This is a genomic window from Commensalibacter melissae (assembly GCF_009734185.1).
Taxonomy (GTDB): domain Bacteria; phylum Pseudomonadota; class Alphaproteobacteria; order Acetobacterales; family Acetobacteraceae; genus Commensalibacter; species Commensalibacter melissae.
In genome coordinates this window covers 485,182-499,640 of record NZ_CP046393.1, presented here as the reverse complement: position 1 = coordinate 499,640, position 14,459 = coordinate 485,182, and the positions used below count along the sequence as shown (strand labels likewise).

9 protein-coding genes are annotated in these 14,459 nt (G+C 35.8%); all 9 read right to left on the bottom strand.

Translation table 11 applies throughout. From position 1 onward, the window contains the following. Positions 1–612: 612 nt before the first annotated feature. Positions 613–3,681: a hypothetical protein gene (locus GN303_RS02275; protein ID WP_146206656.1), complete on the bottom strand. Its 3,069-nt coding sequence runs from the start codon at positions 3,679–3,681 to the stop codon at positions 613–615. Positions 3,682–4,027: 346 nt separating this feature from the next. Continuing rightward, positions 4,028–4,450: a hypothetical protein gene (locus GN303_RS02270; RefSeq protein ID WP_231504053.1), complete on the bottom strand. Its 423-nt coding sequence runs from the start codon at positions 4,448–4,450 to the stop codon at positions 4,028–4,030. Between the two features lie 585 nt (positions 4,451–5,035). Continuing rightward, positions 5,036–9,517, bottom strand: coding sequence for a phage fiber-tail adaptor protein (locus GN303_RS02265; RefSeq protein WP_156188444.1), 4,482 nt, complete (start codon positions 9,515–9,517; stop codon positions 5,036–5,038). A gap of 62 nt (positions 9,518–9,579) precedes the next feature. Then, a complete protein-coding gene (locus GN303_RS02260; RefSeq protein ID WP_146206680.1) occupies positions 9,580–10,047 on the bottom strand; it encodes a hypothetical protein in 468 nt (155 codons plus the stop codon). Positions 10,048–10,062: 15 nt separating this feature from the next. Then, a complete protein-coding gene (locus GN303_RS02255) occupies positions 10,063–10,539 on the bottom strand; it encodes a phage fiber-tail adaptor protein (protein WP_156188437.1) in 477 nt (158 codons plus the stop codon). A 48-nt stretch (positions 10,540–10,587) separates the two neighbouring features. Further along, a complete protein-coding gene (locus tag GN303_RS02250) occupies positions 10,588–12,033 on the bottom strand; it encodes a hypothetical protein (protein ID WP_110439493.1) in 1,446 nt (481 codons plus the stop codon). 28 nt (positions 12,034–12,061) lie between these two features. Continuing rightward, on the bottom strand, positions 12,062–12,751 hold the full coding sequence (locus tag GN303_RS02245; protein WP_110439492.1) for a DUF2612 domain-containing protein: 690 nt from the start codon (positions 12,749–12,751) through the stop codon (positions 12,062–12,064). Beyond that, positions 12,744–14,117, bottom strand: a complete 1,374-nt coding sequence (locus GN303_RS02240) for a baseplate J/gp47 family protein (protein ID WP_110439491.1) — start codon at positions 14,115–14,117, stop codon at positions 12,744–12,746. The genes GN303_RS02245 and GN303_RS02240 overlap by 8 nt, the downstream gene beginning before the upstream one ends. Next, complete coding sequence (locus tag GN303_RS02235; protein WP_110439490.1) at positions 14,104–14,454, bottom strand: hypothetical protein; 351 nt, start codon at positions 14,452–14,454, stop codon at positions 14,104–14,106. The genes GN303_RS02240 and GN303_RS02235 overlap by 14 nt, the downstream gene beginning before the upstream one ends. Between the last annotated feature and the right edge of the window lie 5 nt (positions 14,455–14,459).

The window sequence follows — 14,459 nt, the reverse complement described above, 5'->3', positions numbered from 1 at the left end:
TTGATCTATTTTAACAGTTTATAACTTATTGAAAATGGTCATAATTCTTCAAATTACTTTACCTAAATTGATACTATAGTATTTTTTATGATACTGAGCCATTGCTACAGTAATTCCTTAATTCAAATATAAAATACGACATATTGCCACAACAAAAAATGATTACCTATTAATATATCAGGTTTCGGTAATCCCTAACTATCTAAATTAAAATTTTCTGCAATGTATATTAATACATATATTAAAGATTGGCGTTTAGTATTGTTAAAAAAATATTGCAAATGTCATAATAAGTTGCTGCTTCCATCTGACAAATACTTAATGCTGGTCCATTACCCATTTGTTTTAAATAAGTAAAATTACCTGAATATCCTTCAACCAAACAATTACTCGTAACCTAATGATTATCAGTGCGTTATTTCCAAAGACCAAAATAATTTAAAATTGACATAACAACACAATATTTAAGGTGATTTAAACAAATACCCCCGTTGTTTTTAAATAAAAATTTACCTTTAAAAATAAAAAAAGCCCACCATTAAGGTGGGCATAAAATTATTATAAAAATTTAATGTATGATTTTATAAAATAAAATCATAATTAATTGATTGTCTAAAAATCTGACAAAGCGACACGTTTCCATTTGTTTGTAGAAACACATACATAATGATAATTAGCATCATCTGTAAACTCTCCTGTTGTACAAGACGCTGATGATGAAGATGGTGTTGACAATAAACCAATAAATCTTCGTGATGAAATGGAACCCCTAGCAGTAAATTGATCACTTTCCATACTATTTGCCTTAACCGTGCCATTAAATCTATAATTATTACCATATCTATTATTTGTAAAATAGAAAGTGTTTGATTCCAATAAGTTACCAAAATCATCTCTATTATCACCATCCCGATTATAAAACATATCAATCATGTTATTGTTCGTATCAGGGCTATTAGTTACGAAACGTAAAATATTGTTTTTATGATTAAGCTGAAGAAAATTAGTATTAATACTATTGTTATTAGATTGACCAGTTACCGATAAATTTTTATTTATAAAAACATTAGCATCCTTGTCTACAACCAATCCTAATTTAGCTTTATCTCCATAACCAGAACCTAATCCTATACCACCTATATAACCCAACGGATCAAAAAATATCTGACCTAAAACAGCACACTCTTTATTCTCGTTACAAGTTGGTGATTGATTCCAGGCTAGGTTCTGAAGGGGATCAGTAGAATTTTGCTTCGTTAACCCCAAATGCAATGAATTATTTCGCTTGTTATCTACATTACCATCATTAGACATAAATGTCATAAGTTGGTATGAAGCCTGATTGGTTTTTATTTGTCCCAAACCAGATATGCTCATAACATCATTAATATTTTGCAGATAGGGAGATGCTCCTAACATAGTCCATTTATACAAAAAGAAACCTGCATCAGTTTCAAGAGACTTACCACCATATGGCCAAATACCATCAATTTTCAACCCCAATGGCATATGATTGAATCCAGCCATACGCAACATATAGCTTCCTTGAGCCAATGGGTGTCCACCTCCGGAAAAGACCATGGTAAGTCCACGCACAGATGCTTGTCCATCATGATCTTGATTCATAGGAAAATCCCATTCATTATCAAATTCACGGGTAATTGAATCAGGACTTTTATTGAATGATTGTTGAGTGTAAAGATTAAAATTCTTTTGAACCATTCCTAAAAACAGGGCTGGTTTTTGATAGCGATGATAATTACTATTATAAATATAATTTATATTATTTATTTGTTCCGGTCTTACAACTGCAGGAATATTAACTTTATCAAAACAATTTGGTCGATTACCAATATGCAATCTCTTTTGTAGTTCTTCATTATCATTTAACTGGTTTTTTGTTAAACAAGCGTAGGAAAGTTTATAATCCAACTGATCGTAAGCATTTAAGCCTGGAGATTTTATATTGGGATCATCATTAAGCGGATGCTTGTTATTCTTCCATTTTACTAAGTCACCAGCTAAACCTGGATAACTAAAAGATCTCATAAATATCTTGGTTACTTTATTTTGTCTTATGGCAAGATCTTTTTCTTCATCTGTTTTTGTTTTATCTGCTTGAATAGCGTCAATATTGGCTTGATTTAAAACAGTATCGCCAAACCCATCAGCATATCCATAATAATAACCGGGCATGTCTGTATTACCACTGTCTTCATTGGTTCCATTTTCAACACTGGCCATCCCATTGGCGATATTAGTCCATACAGCCATACGCGCGTGCGTAAGATTTCTTTCTTTTTCTGATAAAGATGGATAAATTGCCGCATATTGAGAACCATTATCATCTTCAGAAAAATCAATAGCATATGCTGTACCATCAGAAGCATAATATATAATTTCTAATTTTTTATCTGGAGTTAAAATATCCTTCAAAGCATAACCATCATTAATATTTACTTCTGTCGTATTGTTTGAAGGGTTATAAAAACCGGGGGTAACTTTTACAGAATTAGATATTTTCCCTGCATTGTTTACAAAATTGATACCCCTCAATTCACAACGTGATCTGCTTTCACCCAACCCACATCCAAAGGTTCCTTTGATAACAAATTTTGTTGCACCAGCCGGAACATTCGATATTACCGAATATTCATTACCTTTAACAATATATGAACCATCGCTATTTTTAACCAATGTATTCCCGCCTATTGAATCCATAGGAGAATTATCCATTGTTCGCATATCCATATTAATACCATCAGTCACTCCAGAACCGCTACGATGGTATGCTTGTGGACCGCTCATATTTGTAAATTGATAGCAAGACCCACCTTGATCTCCTTGTCCGGTATTTTGGCAGGTAGCTTTTATTCCAACTACAGAATTGCGACTACGCCCTCCAACCATTAACGTATTTGGTTTAATATTTCCCCAATCATACCCTGGTTGACTCAAAAATATTAAATTGGCATTATTTCTATCATCATTATACGGATCAACTGGTTCAATCCCCCCTGGAATTGGTTTATTTAATACATGTCCATTAATCTCAATACCACCAGCTTTAACCGTTCCATTGAATCGGTAATTATTACCATATTTATTATTCGTGAAATAAAATGTATTCCCCTCTAATGGATTACCAAAATCATCCTTATTATTACCATCCAGATTATAAAACATATCAATCATGTTATTGTTGGTATCAGGACTGTTGGTAATAAAACGCAAACGATCACCATGTCTTGGGAGTTCAAAATGTCCACTGTTGAACGATGAAGCCTTGACTGTCCCGTTAAATCGGTAATTATTGCCATATTTATTATTCGTGAAATAAAATGTATTCCCCTCTAATGGATTACCAAAATCATCCTTATTATCACCATCCGCATTATAAAACATATCAATCTCATTATTATTAGTATCAGGACTGTTGGTAATAAAACGTAAACGATCATTTTTTTTATTTAACTGAATAAAATTACTATTTATTGAATTATTATTTATTCTATCATTATTTACATTGGCCGTTATTTCTCCATTCTTGTTTAAACCAGCCACTCCATTGGCTACATTTATTTGAGATTTAGCCACATAATCTTCTGCATATGTAATATGAGAAAAATTTATAATAGGGGAAGATACAACCCCCAGCATTAAAAGAAATTTTAAATTCATTTTTTTGACTTTGTAATATATTAATAAATAATTTTTTGTGATGTTATTATTTTGTAATGTTTAAAATTTTACATAAAATAAATGATAGAAATTAAATAATTTCAAATATTTACTGTAAAATCTCTACACATTTAATATATTATTATTTAAGAATGATACATTCAATATTAATTTTATTTAAGAAATAATTTTAATAAATTAATATTTCTTACACAAAATTTTTATAATAACACATATCATCCGTATAATCATACTTAATGGAATAGATATAGCTATTACAGGAATAACCCATGGATCATGTAATCTAATCCATTCAACATTATTTTGCCACCACCATTTAATTAATTCATAAATTGTATTCATAAACCCGCTCTACTCCTGACAATATACGTGCCAGAGCGTAAAGGTTAATCAAAGCAAATATTCCCCAGGCAAATAAACAAAAATGCGATTGTGATCCATAAACAAAATTGTTTAATGTTTCCCAAATAATCAAGGTTGATGCAAAAAAAGCTGCAGTGACCCGTCCCAACAGGCTTTCATATGATAAAACCGCAAATTGGACAAATCCTATAAAAATAAATAAACTATACCAAACTTGGTTGGATATAATTTTTAAATAATCCTGGATAAAAAATGGATGAAAAATTTCATTTTCCGGTATTATAATCACATAAATACCGGCACTTAAAAGTAAGGTCGCACTCCACCATTCTGCAAACCAATGTTCATGATGATAAAGAGATCTATATAATTTTCTTTTCATCATTTTTTCCTGATATTCGCATGTTTTTTAGGAAATTTAAAAGATGCCAGAAAATTGATAAATGACCATAATTTATGTGATCTATTCTTGTTATCTGGCTCTTTCCAAAATCTAGTAATCAATGTGCATAACGTTACACTAAACGTAAGTAACGCTATCAAGTTGAAAGTTACATTTCCCGGTAAAATATTCAAGAAATATTGTAATGCTTGTGATAAAAAATCGGTTGCAACCATTTGTTCAAACCTTGAAAATTTGATAATCACCTTATTCAGGTGATTATTGAATAAAATTAAGTTTTCAACTTGCTTCTAACATTTCTTGCTGACATAAAGGTCCAACAAATAACGAAGGATTTAGCTATTAATTTAAAAAAGATTATCAGCAGTCAGAAATTTCGAATTAGAATTGATAAAAAACAATTTAACATTATAAATATCTTATCTGGCAAATAACCTGATATTCTATCGAAGATAATGTGCAAGTTATTCAGATTGACATATAATGTTTTACTAATCTTTATGTTTTTAAATTGTTACTAATTGTTTTTATCACCCAATACATAAGAATATAAAAAAATTTATAATTTTATATTAAATTTAATGTAGTTCTAACTTTATTTAATCCTAAAGGAAAAGATGAAAATTCCTGAATTTGTGAAGACCAATAACCTAACAATTTTATTCTGTCCCCCTTTTTTACAATTCTTTTTAATTGACCTTTAATATTATTAGTTGCAATAACGGGTTCTGGTTCAATAACTATCTCCTTAAAATTATATGATAATTCATCAAGAACAAATATCGTATGTTGGTGAAAAATTGAAATAGAAGGATTTATTAGTTTACCCCCTTGTAAACTAATATGTATTTCTTGTGATCCATCACCACTGCTACCTATTGTAATATGGAAAATTTTACTATTATCACTTTTACCTTGCGTTATTTTTTTCACGTTGCTGTCATAATAGATTATATCACGATCAAATAACGAAATTGGAAATTTTGTTTCGTTTATATCATAAAAACAATCATTTTCAGAAATTAATTTTATATCATAAGAAACATCTCCTGCAGAGATATAATAATTATTACTTGATCGACTCGTTGTAGAATCAATTAGACTGTATCCATATATTTCAGAATTTTTTATTCCACAATTTGTTTCTAGATACAATCCCATGCTATTATTTTCATCATATTGATAAGTTCTAAAAATAATTATATTATCTAAGACCGCTCCGTTTTTTAATCTTATCTCATTCCAATTGACTAAATTTAAGGGTTCATTTCCTCTGTATATCTCGTCACCGTTATCCACACGATAAACATTAACCAAGACAGGATATCCTTCTTTATCAAGAACAATATTTTCAGAGCTATCTTTCACTTCCTCAACATCTATTACTAAATTGTTGTTGGTTGAGTCTCCTAAATACATCAATGTTTTATTGGAAATAAATCTTTGTTTACTATGTTCCTTAACCCATGAAATTATTTCATCTGTATTCATTGCATTATTATATAAACATTTACTTTTATCTTTAAATAACCAGTAAGATGGATGAGATACTGGACTATCTTCTGACAATAATGGAACAATTGGACAAATAAATTCAGCGTTATTGTAACCTTTTAATCCTATAGGATACCCATCAGTTCCAAACCAAAACAAATTATCTCGCGAGGAATAATCCTTTGTGCTTGTACACGTTTTGCTTGTTGAACAAAATTTAGCTTTCACTTCTCCCACAATTATCAAGGTATCTTTTAAGGATATTGCATTATTATACAATTCAACCATGCTACTTGAATACGTGTTATGATATGATTTGCCTCTTGATATCACATTTCTATAAAATATATTTGAATATGAAATTTTTGCATTTTCCTCAATGACCAAAACATATGGATCTTGTCTTTTATTATTTACATTCGTTAATAAACTGATCCCAGACACTTCGGTACCCGATGATATTGTCACATCTACATCAATCAAAATTACTGGCCCTGCATAAGCTTCCACAATTTCTTCTGTAAAAACGTAATCATTATGATCAATAGCTTTTTTTAAATACTTATTAGAAATTGTATCAAACCAGGCAATTTTACCTTTATTGATACCTTGCGTGATTTTAACAGTCTTCCAATTTCCTGAATCTATAATTGGATATTCACATTTAAGAAAAAATGATTTTAAATCTGTTTTATTATCCACCTTTATTTGATTATTTTTTGTTTCTTCAGAAACTAAGTCTAAATTTTCTTTAAGAGGTTTAATGTAAGAAGTGATTTCCTGCTGATCAACCACTTCTATAATTTCATTAACTTTATTCAGCTCATTGTTGATTGCCATATCAATGTTAAAAAAATTTTCCGCTTCTACTATAGGAACATATTTTTTTCCTGACATATCACTAAAAGCAATATCATAATTAATATCCAAAATCCCGTCTTCAGGAACGACCCATTCACCAGTTTCTTTATCGAAACACTTAATCCCGTTTCCATCAATTCTACTATTTTTATCAAAAAGAGGTGTCCAATTATCAATTGCTTTCTCACGATCAGATCCAATTGCAACACATTTAACATCTAAATCATTATTTTCTTTTTTTTCTTGATAAATATTTGTAAATGTTGAAAAGGATACATTATTTAAAACTTTATCGACGACTTTACCCAAAGAGGCATCCTGATGGGATGGAGTTGGGACTTTTATGGTATAATCCAACATTTCAGCGGATAATTTACCCGCGCCATCTGTTCCGACCTTTCCGCCATCTGACTGAATTGACTTGACGTTGAGTTCAGTTGATCCGTCATTCGTATAGCTGTCCCCCTTTTCTCCCTTGGGAATGGAGAACTCGAGCACGGCGGTATTTTCTGATCCTGAATTGCGAACGGATGCCTGGACATCCGGATCTGTGGTGGTCACGGTTCCTATACGTATGGTAGCTGCGGCCCCCTCTTTTCCGATCGGGCCCACATCCCCCTTCTCCCCTTTTGGAATGCTGAACTGCAGGATCGCATCATGTTCATCGCCAATATTTTTGATGGTTGCCGCCTCATCGGGTCTTAAAGGCTGCACCTGCTCAACAACCCTGACAGTTGCCGCTTTTCCCTGGGGTCCCGCAACTTTTCCTAAAGGTCCGCCCCAGGTCTTGTCATTGGTGTATATATAGGCGCTGGCCTCACCAGTCTTTTCATCAAGATAAAGATATTGATCCCCCGCTCTTGGCATACCACGGGGATCATTAAGACCAATTGTCGCATCAGGCAAGTTATGACCACTATACCAGCGTGAGCCATCATCCCCTTTTGCACCTTTCTCACCCTGCAATCCCTGCAATCCCTGCGGGCCGGTATCACCACGGGGACCCCTGATGCTGCCAAGACTGACCCAATCCCAGCTATCTCCATGCGGAATGGTGCGCTTGACCTCCCAGCTCGTCGTGTTGATCCATACAACATTCGGGTTTAGGGGGGCGCTTCCCTGATCCGGATCCTGCTGGCTGGTGATGATGCGGGTTCCATCAAAACCGTCCCTGCCGTCCTTGCCTGCTTCCCCTTTCTCTCCCTGAATACCCTGCAGTCCCTGCGGGCCAGTATCACCCTGCAATCCCTGCGGGCCGGTATCACCACGGGGACCCCTGATGCTGCCAAGACTGACCCAATCCCAGCTATCTCCATGCGGAATGGTGCGCTTGACCTCCCAGCTCGTCGTGTTGATCCATACAACATTCGGGTTTAGGGGGGCGCTTCCCTGATCCGGATCCTGCTGGCTGGTGATGATGCGGGTTCCATCAAAACCGTCCCTGCCGTCCTTGCCTGCTTCCCCTTTCTCTCCCTGAATGCCCTGCAGTCCCTGCGGGCCAGTATCACCCTGCAATCCCTGCGGGCCGATATCACCTTGTTTACCTTGAAGGTTTCCAACCTTTTGCCAATTCGTGCCATTGAAAACAAACAGATCATTGGAAGCTGTATTCAGGAAACTATCCCCGACCCTATAGCTTGAAGAGGTTACAGGATCCTCCTGGGCAAAAAACCATAAAGAACCTCTCTCTCCCTGATCTCCTTTCAAATTGGCCAGCCTGACCCATTGATTATCATTAAATGTGAACAGGTTGCTGTTGGTAATATTGAAATAGAGATCACTCTTTTTATAAACCTCATTGTAAACGGGATCCACAGTACCAGTATATATGATACTTCCAGCCTCCCCCTTCAGATTCCCAGACTTGTGCCAGCTATATGCATCCCCGCCCCGGGAGACAGTTTCAAACAAATCTCCTGTGACATCATTGAGCCAGACAATATTTTCCTTGGCATCACGGGCAACAGGATCACGATTGGACAACAGAATTTGCGTGCCTGCCTTCCCCTGTATCCCCTGTATGCCTTGCCTACCTTCAGGAATGGTAAAATCAAGAACAACGTTATGCTCATCACCCCTGTTCTCAACAGCAGCATCACTCCCTGCCGCACCTGTCACAACGTTTCCAATCTTTACCGTCGCGGCCTGGCCCTGCTCACCCTGAGGCCCAACCTGACCACGGGGCAAGGTGAAATCCAGAACGGCATCCACCTCGGTTCCCGAATTGACAATCTTTGGATCCCCATCAGGTTCTGTAGGCAAAACCTTGCCAACCGTAACCGTTGCAGCACATCCTTGAGGACCCTGGGGACCCGTATCCCCCAATACATAATTGCCAGCCTCGCCACTGCCCATGATTCCTTCCGGCATAATTGGCAATGTCACAACAAACTCACGTTCCTCATTTGCACGTGTGGTTACCAAAAAACGAATACCGATTTTGGTATTCATTGTCCCTCCACTGATACGTGCCTTAAAGGTCTGCCCAGATACCGTAATCCGATCAACACTAAGTGTCTCATCTGAAGGTTGGGCACTTACACAGCTGATTGCATCAGAGGGAGAAAGGCGATTGACCATTGAAAACTGGTAATAGACACTTTCCAATGGTGATTTACATTGCAGATCAATCTCACGATGTCCCAAACATCCAGCTGGAACGATAATAATTCGACTGCCTTGATCACAGTTCATTTTTTAATCCTTATTGATTACTGAAATTTATATGTAAAATTAATTTATTATTTCCATCTTTATTATTCACATACCTGTTTAACGGAACCCTTCATTAAAAAACCTCCGTTAATCCAGGGACTTCCATCTCCTGGATCCTGGGTGGGAAGCATCGCAAACATCTCTTTTAATGCACTGCTTAATCCCTGCGGGGAAACCGTACCAAATCGTGATACATCCCCGCTGGCCAGACAGACAAATCCCTCATTCAGCCATAGGGAACGGCCATCTGCCGGATCTGTCCTGGACATTGACTGAACAGCCTTCTCCAATAAATATAAAGCTGCCCCTGAACTAAACTCTTCAACCCTGGCACGATAAAATTGCGTCTGTTCCCCATCCTTGCGAATAACCAACAGCTCATCTTGCAACCCTATTTCATTCGTAGAATTTAACATAGTCACCTGATCTGATGCCACGATTGTTTCCTGCTCGCAAAACTCCAGATTGCAGACACCCTCACACTGACAATCGCTCTTTCTGTTACTCATCCCTATTCCTTCCCCTTAGATACATATAAAAAAACCGTTATCATCAAGAAGATAACGGTCAATAAGCTTTATTCCATTCAATGGCGGTCGTATGTCAGGCGGTCTTGTCTGGGAAGCCATACTTATGAACCTCTCCTCCCTCCGCTCTGTTGCGGCATGTCCAAAAGTGGACAAAATCATCTCCTGGATTACGCTCCTGCCCCGGTCTGTCTGCGCTGTATAGGTCAGACAATAAGAATGACTAGCCCAGCCACCAGAAATAAACGCCGTTAAAAACCTGTCATGCGCCAGAACACTCTCCACCTTCAATCCCAGGCCATGCACTAAAACCGTCCCGGATACAACCCTTTCCCCATCAGACAAACGATGAAAAAAATCAACGCTGTAATCCTGATAAGATGTGACGTTCTTCGGGGGAAATACAGACAGTTCCCTCTTCGGGCGTCTCAGTACCTGGTATACACAATAGCTGTTCAAAAAAAACGTTCGCATTAAATACATCGCTAACTATCCATATCTATTTGAAAATATATAAAATATTTAAGAAAAGTCCAAATCTAAGCTTGTTTTCAAACCTTGGGGATAATAAAAAGTTTCCACAGGTTGAGAACCTTTCATCCGGTAAGCTACAGGACGCATTTGTGCAGATTGATAATTACGTATACGTTTAAAAAATGCTTCAGCATTTGCTTCATAACGTTCATATGAATGCCCATTTAATGTTTCAGTATCAGATGATAATCTAGTAAAATCAACGGTTAAAGTCGTCGTAGCTGGACCTAAACAAATAAATTTTCCTTCTGTTACAAGATTACCATTTTCATCAGCTGTATGACATCTAGTAAATTTAATCGTATTACTTGCACCTTCCCAACCCCCATATAATTGATTTAAAACATCTAAATTAACAAAACTACAACCATTAAAAACGTAACTTAAAAAAGGATGAAAAGGAGATCCATCCTGATGATTACCTAATTGTGTACCTCTTTGAACGACAAATTCAAAATGTTCAAAAACTACAGAAGCTCCAAGATCTCCTCTAATATAACCATGAATAGTCATATTACTAACATTATCAACTCCAACAGGAATATGAATAATAGGTTTTTTCATTATGGAAAAATGCCAAATCCCCTCTTCACTGTGAGAAGAGACTAGATCATGCTTTAATTGATCAATCAAGGCTCCTGTTTCATCATTATAATTACCAAATTTATCCCTTTCATCTTGTCCCCATGGAACAAAGTTTAAATTTCGATGACCAATATCCCATCCATTTGCCAACAATCCAGGCAAATTCATGGTATTATCCTGCATTAAGGTATATTCATCTTGATACCACAAATAGATAGTTGCTGTCCCACCATTAGGCACAGCATTAATAGCATCTTGCACCGTTCTAAATGGAAAATCTGGTGTACCTAAGAATTTAACCTCTTTTGTCGAAGGCCTTACATAAACATTAGCTAATGGCCCTGCAACTTTAGTAGTAATTCTAAAAGTATCGCTATCCAAGAAAGAAATATTATCGGAATTATCAGAAAGTATGGATAAAACAGCCCAATTATTTCCAGGTTTATCATAGTTGACCCAGTAATCACTAGTTATCTTTCCTGTGTCTGGATCAATTAAATTACCATCCATCATATTTATATAAAATACATAAATAAAACGTTGCGATCTCAAAACTGATCCAAGGGCATATCCTCCTACTTTATTCGACCATTCCTGATTGAAAAAGGCTAATCCCCCTCCTTGTGTCCATTGTATAGCTTCTGTAATTTTATATAAAATTCCATTATGATCCTGTCCCCAGGGCGGAACTCCTCCCTGTAAGACTGATTTCATTGTTTGTGGTGGGAAACCCGTTTCTATATCAGCACGTCCATTTTGATAATCAGCCCCAGTATCTTCGATATTAAAGCGATCACCATATTCTGCCCATTTAGAGGAGAAAAGCTTTCCAGGTCTTTGAATAGACATTTTTTGTCCTTTAATATTTATTTGTTAATTATTTAGGCTGAATATCAACCTTCAACGAGACCCCAGCTGGTTTGAACAATAAACCTGCATTCATGATAATAGCCACTTCATCAGTACTAGGCAGCCAATTTAAAATAAGAGTTATCGACATATCAAAATTATCTCGAACATATATTTCATGATTATTTTTTTCCCCATTTTCATTGTATCCAAAAATATACATCAAAATAAAATTGAGATCTGATGTATTGTAATTACTCACGTTCGCATGAGCCTTTGCGAAAATTAACTTTTTAAAGTTTTTATCTGTAAATGTGATTTCACCCTCTAACTCTTGGTAATCACGAAACATACCCCAAGCCGTACGACGATCTTCTATTGAAGATAAGGAGTCATTAAAACCTGTTAAATCGTGATACGGACGTGCTAATAATAAAGTTTCCTCATTAAATCCCCAAAAGAAACCCGTAAGGGTTTTTACAGTACGATTAACACCAACCACCTGCCCCCAAATATCTAGTCCTTTACCTGTGGCAGTATTCAAATCCCAAATATTTTCATAAAAATCACTAAAAAAAACACAGATTTTCATCGCTTCACTAAATGATCTTATTAACGCAAGTAAACGGGGTGAATTAGCATATTGCGCAATAACTGTTTCATGATAATCAAGACATAAAGGGGGTTTATTTTCATCAAAAAATACCGATTCATCCATTAAACACTACCTCTACATCATCTTTATTCAATGTAGGCATTTCATCAATATTCATTTGAACCAACGAAAAACTGGCAATTTCTCGTCCAATAAATAAGGTTATGATGCTGATCCAACTCCCCAATCTCTGCACAGGTGCATAAAAACTGGATGCTAGAATTTCACTTCCAATTCTAGGTTTTTTCGATCCATCATTACCTGTAAAAGCTTTTATAATTGCCGTTTTTATTTGATCAACCGCATTTTTTGGTAAGAACTGTGGTCTTGCTAAAGTAATTTTTAACCTGATCGGAATTCTTTTTGCATTAGCGTAACAAATAGTATATTTCGGAGGTGTTGAATATAACCCACTCTGGTCCTGAATGACGACTATTTGATCGCCATTCATATCACAACCCGGTGGTTTTTTCTTCCATATAGTTTGTGCAATTAATTGTTTACTCCAATCATCATCTGGTGCAGAGACACAAACAAAAAGACTATGCGGTTTTAAAAAAACACCGTTTTTATTCACACCTCCTCCCGAATCATTATCAATAACATAAACATCTTCACAAACACTGCTACCATTGCCATTTTTTAAATTCAGTAAAGCTGCCATAATACTATCCACACTATTTACAGAATTTAAAGCTACGGATTGTCGCCGCCTTTGTTCAAACTGTGCTTGGCTTTCAACATTATTACCAATGATACCTTCTGTAGGATTATCAACATTATCCCACCCGGGAATAAGCTGATACATTTGTAAACTATGCGCTGGACAATTGATTGGACCTTTTTGCAAACAAACAAAATTTACAGCTACTGTGCCATCTTCACCAATTATATAATTTTGATCCGCTTCATATAAATTTCCATCACCATCCTGCACTTTAGTTCCTGCCGAAATCAAAACATCTTTTTGACCTCGACAGATACCGGTAACAGTAGTCGCTTTGGCTTTTATACGTTCAATAAAATAAATCCGACCAATACCATCTTGCATTCGACCCGTAGCATAAGATGGATCAACCTGATTTACATAATATGCCAATAAACGGTTACGATCTGAAATTATCGCGGCCATAGAGGTTGCAAGTTGGCCCTGTGGGGTTGATAATAAAAATTCATTTTGATTATTGAAGAACTTTAATTGATTATTAAAGGCATTCTGAAAATCTTCAATAACGCCTGCAAGAATATCCTGCTCTTCAGGCAATATGATACCTGTATTACCCCATTCTTTGTCATGGTCTGATGTGGATTGTCCCCCCCATTTTAATGAAGGGATGTTCGTGTCGACATCTTTAACAATCGGTAAATTTCTCAGCTGAACTGGTGAGATATTTCTTGCATTAATATTGTCATCGTCAGAAAACGACATTTAATTGTTCCCCGCTCTTTGTATCAATGATTAAATAAATGTTTCCATGCAAGGCCCTTTGTTTATCAACATACAAATCCATGTCAGCACGGATAACACCATCAACATTTTCAGCACGATCCAATAAAATATTCTTAATTAATCCCCAATTTGGATTAACCCCCAATATTTTAGCAAAATATGGTGTTCCCTGGTTCACATCATACCATCCCTCACCCTCTTCCAATTTTATTTCGTTAGCAACCTGTTGAGCAATGGCAAACCCATCATTTACAGTTGCTATATTTCCATTTCTATCAACCAGCAAATCCCAATCCTCAGTTAATAATAATTCCATTTTCA

Excerpts from the sequence above, each read along its gene's own strand:
- GN303_RS02250 (WP_110439493.1), bottom strand. The coding sequence starts at position 12,033 with ATGTCTATTCAAAGACCTGGAAAGCTTTTCTCCTCTAAATGGGCAGAA.
- GN303_RS02270 (WP_231504053.1), bottom strand. The coding sequence starts at position 4,450 with ATGATGAAAAGAAAATTATATAGATCTCTTTATCATCATGAACATTGG.
- GN303_RS02235 (WP_110439490.1), bottom strand. The coding sequence starts at position 14,454 with ATGGAATTATTATTAACTGAGGATTGGGATTTGCTGGTTGATAGAAAT.
- GN303_RS02240 (WP_110439491.1), bottom strand. The coding sequence starts at position 14,117 with ATGTCGTTTTCTGACGATGACAATATTAATGCAAGAAATATCTCACCA.
- GN303_RS02245 (WP_110439492.1), bottom strand. The coding sequence starts at position 12,751 with ATGGATGAATCGGTATTTTTTGATGAAAATAAACCCCCTTTATGTCTT.
- GN303_RS02265 (WP_156188444.1), bottom strand. The coding sequence starts at position 9,517 with ATGAACTGTGATCAAGGCAGTCGAATTATTATCGTTCCAGCTGGATGT.
- GN303_RS02260 (WP_146206680.1), bottom strand. The coding sequence starts at position 10,047 with ATGAGTAACAGAAAGAGCGATTGTCAGTGTGAGGGTGTCTGCAATCTG.
- GN303_RS02275 (WP_146206656.1), bottom strand. The coding sequence starts at position 3,681 with ATGAATTTAAAATTTCTTTTAATGCTGGGGGTTGTATCTTCCCCTATT.
- GN303_RS02255 (WP_156188437.1), bottom strand. The coding sequence starts at position 10,539 with ATGCGAACGTTTTTTTTGAACAGCTATTGTGTATACCAGGTACTGAGA.